The following is a 17927-nucleotide window of genomic DNA, read 5'->3' on the forward strand; positions in this document are numbered from 1 at the left end:
ACCTTTGTTATTGGTGGTTATTCACGAATTATGGGCCTCTTCGGCCAGTGGCGCCAGAACCACCTGGTTGCGTCCGTTCGATTTGGCCTGATACATCGCCTTGTCGGCCGCGGCACAAAGGGCACTGGCATCGGCACCATTGTCCGGAAACACTGCCGCCCCGATACTGATGGTCAGCGGCACCGTTCTGCCGTCACCCAGGGGTTGCGGGGTGTCACTGATCAGCCCGCGCAAGCGTTCGGCGGTTTCGCTTGCCTCGGAGCGATCCATCTCCGGCAGAAGAATAACAAACTCTTCTCCTCCGAAACGACCGATCACGTCGACACTGCGAACGCTGTCCGCCAATAGCCCACTGGTCGCTTTCAACACCGAATCCCCGGCCGCATGGCCGTAGTCATCGTTGATATTCTTGAAATGGTCAAGATCGATCCAAAGTAGCGACAAGGCGCGGCCATAGCGTTTGGCCCGGACGATCTCTTCATCCAGTAACCGGGCCATTTCACGGCGGTTAAACAGGCCGGTCAGTGGATCCCGGATGGCCAGTTCGGACAATTCATCCTCAAGCGCCTTGCGATCGGAAATGTCGAGGATGATGCCTTCCAGCACCAGTTCGCCATTGTCCTCGACGGCTCTGCCCCGCTCCCAGACCCAGATCCGCTGACCATCCTTGCGAACGATTGTGTACTCGATGGAAAACGGTTCGGCATTGCCAATGGCCGACTCAACCTCTCTCAGGATATGCTCATTACCGCCGTTGGCGATCAGCTCGGCAAAACTGACCCACTCATTGTTCACCAGCTCAGATGGCTCGTATCCGGTCAGATCACGGCATCCGCTGGACACGAACAACATGGTCCAGTACTCATCGTAACGGCAGCGGTAAGCCATGCCAGGCAGGTTGTCCATAAGCGTGGACAACTGGCGCTCACGCTTGCGAATGGTGGTTTCCGCCTCGCGGATATCGGTAATGTCCTGGCCAATGGCAATCGAGCCGACGATTTCACCATCATCATTCCGGAGGCTGCGGGAATTCCAGGATATCAGTCGTTGGCTGCCGTCCCTGGCGGTGATACGGGTCTCGTAACCAACCACTTCGCCCTCATCCCGAAGAATTTCCCCGGCGCGGGCGCGGATTCTTGCCCGGTCGTCGTCATCAGGGTATAGCCATGACCAGATTTCGTCAGAGCCCAAAACTTCGTCCCGCCGATAGCCACTGATGTCCTCTGCGGCCCTGTTCCAGAGTACAACGCACCCCATGGGATCGAGCACGTTGATCCAGACGTTCGCCCGCTCGATCACACTTTCACGAAACTGGTTCAGTTGCCGTATTTCTTCACGTTGATGGTGATGCAGTGACAGCATGGTCCGGTCATTGCTGAATTGCCGCATCAACACCAGAAACAGCACCAGCGCCGTCACCAGAACAAACAGTATGCCCTTGTAGGTTTGCACGCGGTTAAGCGTTTCCGGATCGGGAAACCATCGCCCGACCAGGTAATCCGAAAAGGTAATCCATAACCCTGCCGCCAGCAGGTAGACGCCCACAACCCACAAGGATCGTCGCAGTGGCGTATAGCGGCCTTTAAGTTTGTCCATTCAAACACTATCCCCGGATGCCGGCAGTATCCCTGATGGTGCACACACCAAGGGAACAAAAACTAGTACGATATTCCCTGACGTTAGTCACTGAGAGCCAGGTCGTCGAGAATTGGTTGCAATTGATTACGATCAAGCAACGAAGCGGAACACAGTGGGGATGCTATTTGTGGTTTTCTGGCCTAGTGTAGGGAAGCTGGAAAAACCGTCCGTTTTTGCCGACAGTCCCCCGAGAGGTAAACCTTGCCGGACACATCTTCGCACGAATACAACGAGCAGCATTACCGTTCGTTGTTTACCTATAACCCCGATGCGGTTTTCTCCCTGAATCCCGCAGGCGAGTTCGTGCAGATCAACCAGTCGGGATGTGATCTCATTGACGCGGAAGAACACGATATCCTTGGCAAGCACTACGAAATGCTGGTTGTGGAAGAGGACAGGGAGCGCACCCGCCGCCATTTCGAAGCAGCCCTGGCCGGTAACCATCAACGCTACGAAATCCGGATCAGGAACATGCAGGGCGAGATCCTGCAACTGGATATTCTCAATATTCCCATCATCGTGAATGGCCAGGTTACCGGGGTACACGGGCAGGCCAGGGACCGCACCCGCGAGCGTCAGACCGAGGCTCGCCTGCGCATACTCGAACGCAGCGTAGAGGCGTCCTCAAGTGGGGTAACCATAGCCGATGCCGGGATGCCCGGGTTCCCGCTTATCTATGTGAACCCCGCCTTTGAACGAATGACGGGCTACCGCGCTGATGAGATAGTTGGCGCCAATTGCCGCATTCTCCAGGGGCCCGACACCAGCAAAGCTGCTATCGCCAGCATTCGCTCAGGCCTGGCCGACATGCGCGAAGTCCATACCTCATTGCTGAATTATCGTAAAGACGGCAGCAGCTTCTGGAACGACCTTTACATCGCACCGGTGCGGGACTCGGACGAAGAGGTGACGCACTTCATCGGCATCCAGACCGACATCAGCGACCGCATACGACAGGAAGAGGTTCTGACTTTCCAGGCCAGCCATGACTCCCTGACAGGGCTTCCCAACCGCATCTACCTGGAATCCCATCTGCAAGGGATCTGTCGCCGGGCCCGGGCCCGGCAACTGGCCATCCACGCCCTGTTCATCGACCTGGACGGCTTCAAACCCATAAACGACAGCCTGGGGCACGCTTTCGGCGACGACATATTGAGCCAGACGGCCAGGCGGATCGAGGCTGCCCTCCCTTCGGATTCCACTCTGGTAAGGTTCGGCGGTGACGAATTTGTCGCACTTGTCTCTGCTCCTGAGGATCGTCAGACCATTAACCGGATCGCTGAGCTGATTCTCGAACAGTTCTCCAAGCCATTCCTGAACGAGGATGTCGAGATCACTCTCTCTGCAGCCATTGGCATTGCCACTGGCAATGGCGCGCTTGATAACTCCATGCTGTTAATACAGCAATCCGACATGGCGATGTACGAGGCCAAAAAGCTCGGCGGTAACACCTGGCAATGGTTCAACAAGACCCTCGATCGTCGTGTGCAACACGAAGTTGCGTTGCGCCAGCAGCTTCAGCAGGCGTTGGCCACGAACCAGTTTGAGCTGTTCTACCAGCCCCTGTTCAATAACGAGCTTGCCATTGTCGGTGTTGAAGCACTGATTCGCTGGAATCACCCTGACCGCGGCTATATTTCGCCTGCAGAATACATCCCGCTGTCAGAGCGCACGGGGCAGATCCTCCCCATCAGCGAGTGGGTGATGCAGGAGGCCTTTGCCAGGGCAGCGGAACTGGCTGAAATCGGTGTACCAAGCGTCTCCATCAACCTTTCACCGCTGCAGTTCCATCGCCACAACCTGGTTGAACGGCTGGCTAGCCTTAATGATCAATACCAGCTGGCACCGGGACAGCTCTGTGTGGAAATTACCGAGAATGTGTTTCTCACGGATCCCAAGGATGTCATCAGACAGTTGCGGGAAATCCGGAGCATGGGCATCGAAGTGGCGATCGACGACTTCGGCACCGGGTTCTCAAGCCTCAGCTACATGCGTGACATGCCGGTTAACAGGATCAAGATCGACCGTTCGTTTGTTAATGGCATTACGTCCAACGCCAGTGATGCGGCGATCACCCGCGGAACCCTGTCCATGGCCCGGGAGTTGGGAATGAGTGTGGTAGCCGAGGGGGTGGAAACCGAAGAACAATTCAGATTACTGCAGCAATTCGGGTGCAGCGGCTATCAGGGCTTCTGGTACTCCCGTGCGCTGCCACTGGCAGATCTCCGGGCCTTTTCCGGTGCGCCGGGAAGAACCGTCCCGGAGGAATAACACTGGTTCCAGAACCAAGGAAACCGGAGAGCCCTCGCAGGCTGTCCGGTTTTTTATTCAGGCAGCCGGGTGTGTTGCCCGGCTGCCTGCTTCTGGTTTACTTCACAGACGCCCGGGCATCGGCCAGGATCTTGTTGAAGGTATCGCTTGGCTGCATGATCTTGCAGACTTTTTCCGCCGGCGGGTGATAATAACCACCGATGTCTGCCGGGTGACCCTGGATCACGCTCATTTCTTCCAGGATCTTGTCCTTGTTGTCCTCAAGTTGCTTTGACAGCTTCTCGAAGAAGGCTTTCAGATCCTTGTCATCATCCTGCTTCGACAACTCTTCTGCCCAGTAACGGGACAGATGGAAGTGACTGCCGCGGTTATCCAGCTCACCGGTGTTGCGTGACGGCGACTGGTTGTTCTCCAGCAGGCGCTCAGTGGCCTTGTCCAGAGTCAGGCCAAGCAGGCGGGCACGCTCGTTGCTCTGCTTTTCGCCCAGCTCTTCCAGGGAAACCGCGGTTGCCAGGAACTCACCCAGTGAATCCCAACGCAGGTGGTTCTCCTGCAGCAGCTGCTGGACGTGCTTGGGAGCCGAACCGCCGGCGCCGGTTTCATACAGGCCACCACCGTTAAGCAACGGTACGATGGAAAGCATCTTGGCACTGGTACCCAGCTCCAGAATCGGGAACAGGTCGGTGAGATAGTCCCTCAGTACGTTGCCGGTGACAGAAATGGTATCCAGGCCACGGATCAGACGCTCCATGGTCCAGCGAATGGCGCGCACCGGGGACTTGATCAGGATTTCCAGACCTTCGGTATCATGCTCCTTGAGATACATCTCCACTTTCTTGATCAGCTCGGCATCGTGAGGACGCTCATCATCCAGCCAGAACAGGGCCGGCATGCCAGTGGCACGGGCACGGTTTACCGCCAGCTTGACCCAGTCACGGATCGGCAGGTCCTTGGTCTGGCAGGCGCGCCAGATATCGCCCTTCTCGACCTTATGCTCGGTCAGTACCGTGCCATCCTCAGCGACAACGCGAACAACACCGTCTTCCTTGACTTCAAAGGTCTTGTCGTGTGAGCCGTACTCCTCGGCCTTCTGGGCCATCAGGCCAACGTTCGGCACGGTGCCCATCGTGGTGGGATCAAAGGCGCCATGAGTCTTACAGAAGTTGATCACTTCCTGGTAGATGGTGGCGTAGGTGCTTTCCGGCATCACTGCCTTGGTGTCCTTGAGCTTGTTGTCCCGCGCCCACATCTTGCCGGAGTTACGGATCATGGCCGGCATGGAGGCGTCTACAATAACGTCACTGGGCACGTGCAGGTTGGTGATACCCTTTACCGAATCCACCATCGCAATTTCCGGACGGTGCTCGTAGCAGGCGTGCAGGTCCTCGAGGATCTGCTCCTGCTTGGATTCCGGCAATTGCTTGATCTTCTCGGTAACACTGGACAGGCCGTTGTTGGGGTTCACACCCAATTCGTCGAACAGCTCGCCGTACTTGTCGAACAGCTCCTTGTAGAAAATCTTCACCGCGTGACCGAATACGATCGGGTGGGAGATCTTCATCATGGTGGCCTTGACGTGCAGGGAGAACATCACGCCGGTCTTCTCGCAGTCTTCGATGCAGTCTTCGAAGAACTTGCGCAGGGCCTTGCAGCTCATGTACATGCCATCCAGCACTTCGCCTTCCTGCAGCGGCAGCTCGCTCTTCAGTACGGTCTGCTCGCCCTTTGCATTTTCGAACACGATACGAGCGTTGGTGGCCTTGTCCAGAGTCAGCGACTGCTCGTTGGAATAGAAGTCGCCACCACGCATGTGAGCCACGTGAGTGCGTGACGCCGGGCTCCACTCGCCCATGGTGTGGGGATGCTTGCGGGCAAAGGCTTTTACGGCCGTCGGAGCACGACGGTCGGAGTTGCCTTCCCGCAGTACCGGATTGACGGCACTGCCCAGTACTTTGGAATAACGGGCGTGAATTTCTTTTTCTTCGTCGGTTTGCGGGTTTTCCTTGTACTCGGGCAGTTTGTAGCCCTGCTCATTGAGCTCGTTGATGGCTGCCCGCAGCTGGGGAATGGACGCGCTGATGTTGGGAAGCTTGATGATGTTGGCTTCCGGATCCTTGGTGTAATCACCCAGTGCTTTCAGGTCGTCGGGGACCTGCTGGCCTTCCTCAAGGTAATCGGGAAACAACGCCAGAATACGCGCCGCCAGGGAAATATCGCTGGTTTCAAATTCGATGCCCGCCGGCTTGGCGTAGGTTTCAAGAATCGGCAGCAGCGACCGGGTCGCCAGCGCTGGCGCCTCGTCGGTCAGGGTGTAGATGATCTTTGCTTTGGATGATGTCATTTTCGTCCTCAGGCTAATGGGTGAGTTCAGGACGGTCATGGCAGGGTCAGGTGTCTTGTGAACGCCCGACCTGAGCAATGACTGATTCGGGAACTTTTGATAGGGCTACTAAGATAGCATTTTTTTAACATTTCTGGTTACGATCTTAGTATAAGAACCGTCTAAAAATGCGCTAAAACCCGTTACAGGACAATGAAAAGGCAGGAATTTACGAAACTTTCGGACATTTAGGGTTTGGGAGTGTCGCACTGGGGGTGAGGGCAACCAAAACACGCTCAAGCACATCCATGTGGCGCTTGAGCTCCGCCATCCATGGCTCCGCGTAGGTCGGATTAGGCGTAGCCGTAATCCGACAACAGGTCCACTCGGCACCTCCGTCGCATTTCGCTCCGCTCTATACGACCTACGCTTCTTTCGGCAACAACCCGGCTTTGTCGAGGCACTCACCAATCCGGTCCAAAGCCTCCGGATTCGCCAACGCATCCCGGTTATCGGCCCTGGATGAGCCATTGATCAGCCGGGCCACCGCGAGCTCAACCTTCTTGCCGCTCCGGGTGTAGGGAATATCCGGCACCTCAATGATGTGCTTCGGCACGTGGCGGGGGCTGGCGCCCTGGCGGATGCGGGTTTTGAGGTTTTTCCGAAGGTCGTCGGTGAGGGCCTGGCCATCGGCCGGGACGACCAGCAGAACCACTTCCACGTCGCCCTCGATCTGCCGGCCGACCACGAGGCTGTCTTTGACTTCGGCCACGGTTTCCACCTGGCGGTAGATTTCAGCAGTGCCGATGCGGACGCCGCCGGGGTTGAGGGTGGCGTCGGAGCGGCCGTAGATGATGGCGCCGCCGTGCTCGGTGAACTCGATGAAGTCACCGTGGGCCCAGACGTCGGGGAAGGTGCTGAAGTAAGCGTCCTTGTAGCGTTCGTCGCCAGGATCGTCCCAGAAACTCACCGGCATGGAGGGCAGCGGCTGGCGGCACACCAGTTCGCCACGGCCTGAGCTGACAGGTTTGCCATCGTCGCCGTAGGCCACGGCGTCCACGCCCAGAAAGCGGCACTGGATTTCGCCACGGCGAACCGGCAGCAGGGGTGTGGAGCCCACGAAACAGCCGCAGATATCGGTGCCACCGGCGATGGAGCCCAGCAGTACATCCGGCGCACCGTCGCTGTAGACCCAGTCGTAATCTTCCGGCAACAGGGGTGAGCCGGTGGAGAAGACCACTCGCAGGGCGTCCAGGTCCAGGCTTTTCGCCGGAGCCAGTTCGGCCTTGCGACAGCCGGCAATGAAGCGGGCGCTGGTACCGTAGTGGGTGACTTTCTCATCCGCGACGACCTGCCACAGGTGGTTCAGGTCCGGGTAGCCGGGGGAGCCGTCGATGGTGATTACGGCAGCGCCGGTCAGCAGGGCGGAAGCCTGCCAGTTCCACATCATCCAGCCGCAGGTGGTGAAATACAGGAAGCGGTCGTCGGGGCCCACGTCACCGTGGAGCATCAGTTCCTTGGCGTGGTTGACCAGCAGGCCGGCATTGCCATGGACGATGCACTTGGGCTTGCCGGTGGTGCCGGAGGAATAAAGGATATACACCGGATGATCCGGCGGCAGCGGCGTAAATGAAGGCGCCTGGCCCTGCCCCTCAGCGAGGGCATCGTTCCAGTGGGTGACCTTGTCACCGGCAATGGCGGGCTCGCCCGGCAGTTGTTCGATGCTGACCACACAGCGCAGGGTAGGCAGGCCGTCAATCAGGCCGGCAAAATCGTCCTGGCGCTTGAACACCTTGCCGCCATAACCATACCCGTTGACCACAATCAGCGCGGCCGGCTCGATCTGGCCGAAGCGGTCGAGAATTGCGCCAACGCCGAAATCCGGGGAGGCCGAACTCCAGATGGCACCCAGGCTGGTGGCTGCCAGCATGCCTACCAGGGCTTCGTAGCCATTGGTGACAACACCGGCTACCCGGTCACCCTGCTGTATACCCTTGTTGCGCAGGAAAGCTTCCAGGGCACCGGTATCGGCTTTCAGCTGGGCGTAGGTGCGGCGCAGTACCGGGCGGGTTTCACAGTAGGCCACCACGGCTTCTCTGTCTGCATGTTCGCCATCCGCCAGCCGCAGCAAGTTGGCGGCGAAATTCAGCTTCATGCCCGGGAACCATTCCGCTCCTGGCATTTCCCGCTTACCCAGCACCTTATCGGCCGGGGTCTCACAGACCAGGCCGCAGTAGTCCCAGACCTTCTGCCAGAACGTCTCCAGGTTATCAATCGACCACTTATGCAGGGCATGGTAATCGGCAAACGGGCCGAAGCCCTGTTGCTCCAGCCAGCCCTGAAACCGGCCCATCTGGCAATTTTTCAGTGTGTCGTCCGAGGGAGACCAGACCACCGGTGATTGTTCTGTGTTACTCATCCGTCTCTCCTGTTGCTCACTGCATATGCCAGCCGTGGCTGACCACGATGGACTGGCCAGTCATGGCTGCCGAGGGGAAGGCCGCCAGATGCACCGCCAGTTCAGAAACATCTTCCAGCGTGGTGAACTGCCCATCCACTGTGTTTTTCAGCATGACCTTGCTGATCACTTCTTCCTCGGAAATGCCCAGCTCTTTTGCCTGTTCGGGGATCTGTTTGTCCACCAGCGGGGTGCGGACAAATCCCGGGCAAATGATATTGCTGCGAACACCGTGCTCTGCCCCTTCTTTGGCCACCGCCCGACACAGGCCCAGCATGCCGTGCTTGGCGGCCACGTAAGGCGCCTTCAGCGGGGAAGCTTCCAGGGAGTGGACCGACCCCATGTAGAGCATGGTACCGCCGCCACTGGCGTACATCTGTTTCAGTGCAGCACGGGTGACCAGGAACGCACCGTCAAGGTGAACACTCATCACCTTGCTCCAGTCGGCAAAGGCCAGTTTGTGCACCGGGTCAATGTGCTGGACACCAGCGTTGGCCAAGGCAATATCAAGCCCACCCCACTTCTCCACGATAGCGGCCACACCACGGTCGACAGCCTGCTCGTCGGTAACATCCATCGCCAGGGCCATGGCGGTGCCGCCAGCCCGTTCGATGGCATCGACGGTGTCACCGGCGCTTTCCAGCGTAAGATCGGCGACAGCAACCCGGGCGCCTTCACGGCCATAATGTTCGGCAATGGCACGGCCAATGCCCCGCCCCGCTCCGGTGATCAAAGCTATCCGGTTTTCTAGACGCATTAGTGTTCTCTCCTTAGTCGTAAGCTACGCCGGGCAGCCAGGTCGCAATTTCGGGCACCAGGAATACGATTGCCAGGGCCACCAGCTGAATAATAATGAAGGGTATGACGCCCCTGTAGATGTCCATCACATCGATTTCCGGCGGCGCGACACCCTTGATGTAGAACAGGGCAAATCCCACCGGCGGCGTCAGGAACGACGTCTGCAGGCACATGGCAAAGAGGATGGTAAACCACACCAGGTCAAAGCCCAGGGATTGGACAACGGGTGCCACCAGCGGAAGGATGATCAGGGTGATCTCGACCCAGTCCAGGAAGAAGCCGAGCAGGAATACCGCGAACAGAATGGTCAAAACCACGCCATAGGGTCCGAACGGCAGCCCCAACAGCGCGTCTTCTATCACCTGGTCGCCACCCAGACCTCGCAGCACCACGGAGAACGCCGTTGCACCGAGGAAAATGGCAAAAATGAAAGCCGCTGTGCGTGTTGTCTGCTGCATCGAGGCGTTCAGCACTTTCAGGTTCAGCCGGCGCGCCATCAGGGCCAGCAGCAGGGCGCCAAGGGCACCAACACCGGAAGCCTCCGTAGGCGTCGCTATACCGGCGAAAATGGAACCAAGCACACCGAGTATCAACGCGGCCGTGGGAACGACGGCTTTGGCCACTTCCCAGACAATACTCCAGGTAACCTTCTCTGTCCCTTCAGGCACCGGAGCAATATGTGGCTGAAGCAGGGGGCGGATCATTACATAGGCGACGTACATGGCGCCGAGAAGCAGCCCGGGCAGGAACGCCCCCATGAACAGATCACCCACGGATGCCTCCGGAACTGCCAGCCGGTCGGCCATCAGCACCAGCATGATGGACGGCGGAATCAGGATCCCCAGGGTACCGGTTGCACAGGCAGTGCCTACGGCAAAACCCTTGTCGTACTTGTTCTCCATCATTACCGGCAGGGAGAGCATGCCCAGCAGCACCACCGACGCCCCGATGATACCCGTAGTGGCAGCCAGCAATACGCCAATGACAACCACTGTCACAGCATAGCCACCGCGGACTGCACCAAAGAGCTTTACCATGCTGTTCATCAGTTTCTCGGCAACGCCGGACTGATCGAGCATAATGCCCATGAAGATGAACATGGGCAGAGCAACAAGGGTCTCGCTGTTTACGACATCCCATATCCGCTCGGGAACAAGCCCCATGGAAGACGGGTAATCGAACCAGAGGTTCGCGCCGAAGTTATCGACGGCAATCACACCAATCACGGTCCAGATGACGGCGGTGCCACCCAGCACCCAGGCGACAGGATAGCCGGTCATCAGCAGCGCCCCGAACGTCAGGAACATGCCGATTACAAACAGGGTTTCAAGCTCCATCAGGACGCTTCCTCTTTCTTGTTACTTTCGGATTCGACCCGGATCGGCTTTGGAAAGCCGAAAAGCAGTGCGGTGACTTTCAGCAAGCGAGACAGCGCCGCCAAAATAAGCAAGATAAACGACAATGCCAGAACCCCCTTCAGAACCCAGCGGTGAGGAAGTCCTGCCGGTGCCTGACTGGTCTCGCCTTGCTGCCAGGAGCTGTAGGCATAAGGAACCATTTCGTAGACTGCCAAGCCCAGGAAGGGCAGCAACAGAAGCAATAGACCGAAAAGCTCGACCCAGGCCTGGCCCCTGAGGGACAAGCGTTCATGGATCACATCCACTCTTACATGACCATCAGTCACCAGCGTATAACCCAGCCCCAATAGCCAGCCTGCGCCGGCCAGATGCCACTGAACTTCTTCCAGCGTTACCGAACCAAGGCCAAAGGCATAGCGGCCAACCACGGCGTAAATGATCACACCTGTGACAATCAGCCACATCCAGGAGGCGGTTTTGCCAATCCCGGATATCACTAGATCCACACCCTGACTGATCCGGGTGGTAGGTAATTCGGTGTGGTGATGAAGAAATTCCTGGGCGTCGGAAACCGATGCCCGCTCACTCTGCGGTGAGCCTTTATCTGACACCGTCATACAACGGTTCCTCGCTCAAAAAGCCGATGGTGAAAAAAGGATGGCCCCGAAGGGCCATCCAGACTTGGTCAGAGAACACCGGAACTCTGCCCGGTGCCTCAGGATCAGCCCCGGACCTTAGAGGTCGGTAGGAACATAGGCACGCTCGTCCCATATCTTATAGGTTTCAAGGAACTCGTTCTGGCTTTCGTAGACGCGTTTGAAGTCAGCATCTTTGGCAGATTCCTGCTCCATTACTTTGTCAGTAACCTCTTTCAGCTCCTGCAAAACCTCGCGGGGGATCTGATCAGCCTGGACGCCCTTTTCCTGGAATCCCGCCAGAACCGCACCGTTCTTGTACTCACCTTCGGCCAGGCCGAGGGTGGTTGCAGCAGTACAGGAAGCCTCAACCAACGCTTTCTGTGCGTCAGTGGTTTTGTTCCACTGGTCCTTGTTGATCAGCATGTATTGGGCAGTAAACTGCTGATGCCAGCCCGGGAACAGGTTGTACTTGACCACCTGGTCAAAGCCGAGCAGTTGGTCAATGGCAGGCATGGAAAATTCAGTCGCATCAATGGTGCCTTTCTCCAGTGCCTGGTAAAGCTCACCACCTGGCATCATGGTGACAGAGGCGCCCAGCTCTTCCAGAACCTTGCCGCCCAGACCTGCAAAGCGAATCTTCAGGCCCTTGTAGTCTTCCAGTGTTTCAATTGGTTCCGAATACCAGCCCGCTGTTTCAGGCCCGATAATGCCACACAGCTGAGCGTGCACGTCGAAGCCCTTGTTGGCATAGACTTCCTGCAGCATCTCATGGCCACCACCATAGTAATACCAGGCAGTGTAGGCCCAGGGTTTCATGCCAAACGGAACGGCCGCAAAGAGGGGAATCGCAGGTACCTTGCCCTGGTCGTATCCGATCCAGGTGTAACCTGCTTCAACTTTGCCATCGGAAACCGACTGCAGGATATCGAAAGGTGGAACCAGCTTGCCGGGCTCATAGACGCGAACCTGAAGGCTGCCATCGGAAGCGGTGGTGAGGTTTTCGGCAACCCAGGCACCGGGGGAACCCAGGCCGGGCAGGTTGGTGGCGAAGGCGACCGGCATTTTCCAGCGCAGGTCATCCGCGAAAGCCGATCCTGTAGTCAGGGCAATCGCACCGGCGATACCGGTAAGGGCCTTGAAGAGTTTCATTGGCAAGTCTCCTAACATTGTTGTTGTATTCGGCCGGACGGGAATATTCCGACAGGCCTGATCCAAGTGTAGTCAGACATCGCAGGAAACGAGACGGACAAATAAATTTTTTCGGGTCCAACGAAAGCGCCAGCCTTGTTTTCTGCGTTGTTCTGACGTCCTGCGAGCAGGATATAGCAGGCACTATGCCAACCATTTTTTTATTATAGTTATCAGCACGTTAAAAATTCAGATAGAGAAAAAAGACGACACATTGTCCGGATTTCAGGACAAATGTAGCCATCAGTCGTAGGGGTTTGTACGGATGTCAGGACAGCTGTCCCGAATTCAGGACATTTTTGCCAGTTTTTCATAAAGCACTGAGCGGGAGATCCCCAGCATCTTGGCGGCGCGGGTCCGATTGCCGCGGCTTGCGACCAGGGCTTCCTCGATCGCCTGCGCCTCTGCATCGGCCAGGGTTTTGGCAAGTGGGCGCACTGGTTGTGACGCCAATGAGGAGGCCGGCCGGTTACCGCTGCGGGGCAAAACCTTGAAAATGGCGTCCGCATCCAGCAAACCGCCATCCTCGCCCATGGTCAGGGCCCGCTCCAGGACATTGCGAAGTTCGCGTATGTTGCCTGGCCAGTCATAACCTCCCAGGGCAGCCACACCCGCGTCGGTGATTTCACCCCTTATCTCAAGACCATCGCAGATCTCGCCCAGCAGGGCCTCACACAAAACGCCCAGATCCGCCAGACGGTCACGAAGCGGGGGTATGGGTATTTCCAGCACATTCAGCCGGTAATACAGGTCGGACCGGAACTCACCCTCGGCAATCATTGCCTCCAGGTTTCGGCTGGTAGCAGCAATGACACGCACGTCCACTGAGGCCACCTTGTTGGAACCCAGCGGCTCAATTTCACCTTCCTGTAACGCGCGCAGAAGCTTTGCCTGCAGCGGCAATGGCATATCCCCGACTTCATCCAGGAACAGCGTGCCACCATTGGCCAGCTGGAACTTACCCTCGCGGGTACGACGATCGGCACCCGTGTAAGCACCGGGCGCAACACCGAAAAACTCGGCCTCCAGGAGGTTGTCCGGAATGGCAGCAACGTTCACCCCCACAAACGGCTTTTCGGCACGTATGGAGACCGAATGAATTGCCTGGGCCAGCACTTCCTTGCCAGTGCCCGTCTCACCCAACAGCAGCACTGGCATGTCGCGGCCGGCCGCCAGCCGCGCTCGTCGCTTGACCTCCAGCGCTGCCGGGCTGGCACCAACAAAGTCGGCGAGGTTATAGCGCGTGCCACGGGTTTTTTTGGCCAGGGCCTTGCGGGCAGCCGCCAGGTCCTGGTGCAGGCGACGGTACTTGGCTACCAGCGGCGTCAGTGGTTGCAGGTCGTCGTAAAGGACAAACGCCACCGCCCCCATGATCCGCCCGTCATCGTCGTAAAAAGGCAGGCGAGTTACCACCAGCTGTTGCTGGTTGTGTTCCATGATATCGAGCAGCAGAGGTTTGCCGGACTCCACCACCTCCGGCATCCGGGTATGGGGAATCACCTGACGCACCAGTTTGCCAATGACCGCCTTGGGATCGCCCAGCCCCAGCAGGTGAGAATAGCTGCTGTTGATCCAGGTAATACGGCTTTCGTGATCAACGGCAATGGCGCCGGCGCTGGCTTCCTCGAACATGGGAAACAGGGCCTCGATCAGGTCCCTGGTGAGGCCGCTCTTGTTGTTATCTGTAAACAGCTCTGTCATGTACCCTGTACCACCGGGTTGGAAGTTATTCATGGCAATACCCATGACACCCGGCGAACCGGGTGCGGTGACGGAAGTATATGGCGCCCCCGGTATGGGGGCAAACGATGCCGGCCCGGAATCCGGATGGGCCGGCTATCAGGCGCTTCAATCAGGGATCTGCACCTGGTTATCGCTGAACACGATGAGATCGCCGGCATCCGGATTGGCCGCGATCGGGGTCAGGTTGGCTTCGGACAGGGGTGTTCCTAGATCGCCTCGCGGCAAGGTGCGCACCACCTGGCTGGGTGGCAGTGCCTGCTTTTCGGTAAGGTTCGCCCACACCAGGTCTAGCGCCTGGAAGTAGTAGTGATGCAGGGGTACATAGGTGTCCGCCAGTCCCGGGACCTGGAATCCGTTGAGAACATCCAGATGGTGGGCATTGAGAATTTCGTAGTACCGCAAGTTACTGTCGCTGCCTTCAGCCCGCTGGTTGAGGCCGAAATAGGGTCGTGACGTGTGGTTGATTGGCAGGATGGCATCGGCACGGCCGGTTACGAAAACCGTCGGCTTGCCTTGCAGGTTACCGGAGGCCCGCACCTCTTCGATACCACCGGCAATGCGCTCTGCCATATCCGCGTCACTCTCTGAAAGCTCGCTCCCGGAAACAACATCCGTTCCCAACGCAAGGCTCCTCAGACACAGCAGCGCATCCAGACCATAATCCTGCTGGCTGGAACTGGGCGAAGCGCTGGCCGCAAGGTTGGTGGGCTGACCCTCGGCATCGTCATACACCAGGCTCATGCCGGCACTGGGTGGAATACCATTGCTTGCCGAGAACAGCGCGGCTTCCTGGGCCTCGGTAAGGGGCACCACCGCGCCCCCGGCCCCGGTAGCCGCCAGGCTGATATCACACAACCTGTCTTCCACCCCCGCCCTGGCGTAGGTGTTGGCATAGGTGGTGGAGATACTCTGGGCCACCGCCAGTCCGAAATGGATGGGGGCCAGCAGGTTCTGCTCGGGCTGAATACCCACGTCCTCCTCCAGGATGCGCAGGGCGTCGGTCGCACGGTCATCGGTAGTGGCGCCCGCCACCAGACCCTTGTTGGCAAGGGAGTTACAGATATTTTCCGCAATGGTGAAGTTGTTGAAAGTGGCGTTCAGGGGCGCCACATCGCGCACTTCCGGTGCGATATTGGCACAGCCCTGGTACACCGCCAGTGCTGTGGTGTAATCCAGCAGGCTGCGACTGTGCTCGGCAAGTTCGGGGCCATTGCCCTGGCGAATGGTGAAGCTGGTATCCACCCGGGGATTGACGTTGGGCTCCGACACCGCAACACCGTCGATCAAGTCGCTGTCGTCCAGTTCCGCGGCACGGACGGAGGCGCCGCCACCGTTGGATACGCTGGAGGCGATCACCAGAGTGTTTTTCGGCTTTATCTTGATGACCTTACGGTCATTGCCGGTCTCCTGCCCGAACTTTTCATTCAGCACATAGAAGCCGAATTCAATAGACTGGAGAACATGCCGGCCCCAATCCGCCTCGGGATTGACCTGTGAGTGGGCATGCTTGTAGGCAAACCGGTCCGGCCAGGCAGCATCGAAATCCGCCCGCGCCTGGGCGTCCAGGTCGGCGCGGAATTGCACCGGCTCGTCGGCCCGGGTCAGGGTTCCGTCAATGCGTTGGGCCGCATTGGTGGCCAGGTTGTGGGAACCGGTACCGGTGCCCTTGTCGGTATAGACCACGGCGCAACCTTTCTTCAGGCCCCACTCTCCGGCCGTTCCAATGGCGCCGTAGATACCCCGGGAGCCCGACGAAGGTGCTGTAATCATGCAGGCCTGGTCAGGGTCGAAACTGTCCGGCACCTGGACCATCACGGTAACGGGCACATCCGTGCCCTCGACGGTCATATAGGCAAGGTGCTCTTCTCCCGGAATCAGACCTTCACCACCACTGCCGACCTGGGGCCCGAAAAACTCGCCATACCCACCGCCGGGTACCGTATCCACCAGAGCACGGTAGTTGTTGTAGATCGCCAGGGTCCGTAACTCTTCAGGCGTTGGATTGATGGGGTCATCGAAGGCCGGTGGTGTCCCACTGGCAAGGCCACTGGCACCAAGCCCACCGGTCAGCAGGTCATTGTTTACACCGTCATACTGGTTCGAAACAACCTCTCCCTGGACGAAATCCGGGAGCTGATTGAAAGGGGAGTTACCTTCTTTACAGGCGGACACCGTTAACGTGACCGCGCCAATCAACGTGCATTGCAGTAATGTTTTCATCATTATTCCCTGTTGTTTTTGTTAGACACGGGAACCGGGCGCAAAATGGAAACACCAGGCACCACCACAGTGCCATGCGCATCCTGTGCCAATAAGGCAAGCCGTTGATAATAGGAGTGTTATCAAAAAAAACCGAAAATACGGCACACAGGTTTCCGGATAACCGGACAGTTTGAAGCCGGCAACTAGGCGAGAATGGAGGCTCAGGTTATGCTCAGCGCCGCACGGCACGAGTGTAGCGCTATCCGGACGCCGTCCTGTTTTCCGGACAGTACCGGCCGCCTGAGGGAAGAACGCCTCACTTGCCACTGTAATGCTGCAACGCATCCGCAGACAGGATTTCACCGTATCAGTTGCTGTCACCGGATCAATTGACGGAGGATTGATGCACCCCTCACGCCTGCTGGCCATGGTGGTCAGTGCCCTGCTGACCGCCTGTGCCTCTCACCAGAACGCACCCGAGCAGGCAGCACCGGCGCTGCAAACCGACTACAGCACACAAACAGACATTACTTTTTCGCCGGCTGGCTGGCCCCAGGCTCTGCAGGCCGATCTTTACCTGCCGGAAAGCAACCAGCCCCTGCCGACCGTGCTGCTGGTCCACGGCGGTGGCTGGGAGCGTCGCTCCAGGAAGGATATGGCGTGGATCGCCGAGCACCTTGCCAGCCGGGGTTTCGCGGTGATGAACATCGACTACCGGTTTGCGCCGGAGCATACCTTCCCGGCTCAGTTGTATGATCTTCAGGTTGCCATGAACTGGCTCCACGACCAGGCCGATACCTACCACCTGGACCGGGATGCCATCAGTGCGTTCGGATTTTCCTCCGGCGCCCACCTGGTCAGCCTGATGGCCCTGGTTGCCGAATCCGGACACCCGTTAAACCAGCCCCACGGAAGGAAGCACGCCAGGCCCGTGGCCGTTGTTGCCGGCGGTCTGCCGGGCGATCTCCGCGCATTTGACTCCGGAAAACTGATTCGCCAGTTTCTGGATGGTGTGCAGCAAGATATTCCCGGCGTCTACCAGGCCGCCTCACCGATAACGCACATTACCGCCGGTGCGCCACCGTTCTTTCTGTTCCATGGTGCCCAGGACATGCTGGTCCCTGTCAGCCAGGCAAAAGAATTCCGGGATCGCCTGACGGCTCATGGCGTCGTTAGCGAGCTGTACCTGATGCATCTGCGAGGTCATATCACCAGCTTCCTGACTGCCGGTAACGCCGTTGAAAAGGCCACGGACTTTCTGGTTCGCCACACGGGCAATACCCGTCAGACGATGCAGACACAGAACTGAAGTG

General features: G+C 58.1%; 11 protein-coding genes. 2 read left to right on the forward strand and 9 right to left on the reverse strand.

Annotated elements, in window-relative coordinates; genetic code table 11:
* Positions 1–21: 21 nt before the first annotated feature.
* A complete protein-coding gene (locus QPL94_RS02390) occupies positions 22–1596 on the reverse strand; it encodes a sensor domain-containing diguanylate cyclase (protein ID WP_285355255.1) in 1575 nt (524 codons plus the stop codon).
* A gap of 243 nt (positions 1597–1839) precedes the next feature.
* On the opposite strand from QPL94_RS02390, the gene QPL94_RS02395 reads away from it, so the two are divergent.
* Entirely contained in the window at positions 1840–3909 is a 2070-nt protein-coding gene (locus QPL94_RS02395; protein ID WP_285355257.1) for a putative bifunctional diguanylate cyclase/phosphodiesterase, read from the forward strand.
* Positions 3910–4006: 97 nt separating this feature from the next.
* On the opposite strand, the gene QPL94_RS02400 is transcribed toward QPL94_RS02395, so the two are convergent.
* The 8 genes from QPL94_RS02400 to QPL94_RS02435 form a co-directional block, all read right to left on the reverse strand.
* A complete protein-coding gene (locus QPL94_RS02400) occupies positions 4007–6250 on the reverse strand; it encodes an NADP-dependent isocitrate dehydrogenase (protein WP_285355258.1) in 2244 nt (747 codons plus the stop codon).
* 403 nt (positions 6251–6653) lie between these two features.
* Entirely contained in the window at positions 6654–8648 is a 1995-nt protein-coding gene (locus QPL94_RS02405) for an acetoacetate--CoA ligase (protein ID WP_285355260.1), read from the reverse strand.
* Between the two features lie 16 nt (positions 8649–8664).
* Positions 8665–9444, reverse strand: coding sequence for a 3-hydroxybutyrate dehydrogenase (locus QPL94_RS02410; protein WP_285355262.1), 780 nt, complete (start codon positions 9442–9444; stop codon positions 8665–8667).
* Between the two features lie 13 nt (positions 9445–9457).
* Positions 9458–10822 (reverse strand): TRAP transporter large permease, encoded by a 1365-nt coding sequence (locus QPL94_RS02415; protein ID WP_285355264.1) that lies wholly within the window; start codon positions 10820–10822, stop codon positions 9458–9460.
* The gene (locus tag QPL94_RS02420) at positions 10822–11460 is read right to left on the reverse strand and encodes a TRAP transporter small permease subunit (RefSeq protein ID WP_285355266.1); all 639 of its coding nucleotides are present in this window, start codon (positions 11458–11460) and stop codon (positions 10822–10824) included. Before QPL94_RS02420 ends, QPL94_RS02415 begins: the two co-directional genes overlap by 1 nt.
* 117 nt (positions 11461–11577) lie before the next feature.
* Positions 11578–12630 carry a TRAP transporter substrate-binding protein gene (locus QPL94_RS02425; protein WP_285355268.1) on the reverse strand — a complete coding sequence of 351 codons (1053 nt, stop codon included), beginning with the start codon at positions 12628–12630 and terminating at the stop codon, positions 11578–11580.
* 327 nt (positions 12631–12957) lie between these two features.
* Positions 12958–14370: a sigma-54 interaction domain-containing protein gene (locus QPL94_RS02430; RefSeq protein WP_502881532.1), complete on the reverse strand. Its 1413-nt coding sequence runs from the start codon at positions 14368–14370 to the stop codon at positions 12958–12960.
* A gap of 147 nt (positions 14371–14517) precedes the next feature.
* Positions 14518–16632: a 3-hydroxybutyrate oligomer hydrolase family protein gene (locus tag QPL94_RS02435; protein WP_285355271.1), complete on the reverse strand. Its 2115-nt coding sequence runs from the start codon at positions 16630–16632 to the stop codon at positions 14518–14520.
* A gap of 385 nt (positions 16633–17017) precedes the next feature.
* Between QPL94_RS02435 and QPL94_RS02440 the strand changes: the two genes are divergently transcribed.
* Entirely contained in the window at positions 17018–17923 is a 906-nt protein-coding gene (locus QPL94_RS02440) for an alpha/beta hydrolase (protein WP_285355272.1), read from the forward strand.
* The last annotated feature ends 4 nt before the right edge of the window (positions 17924–17927 follow it).

It is taken from the genome of Marinobacter sp. SS13-12, assembly GCF_030227115.1.
Classification (GTDB): domain Bacteria; phylum Pseudomonadota; class Gammaproteobacteria; order Pseudomonadales; family Oleiphilaceae; genus Marinobacter.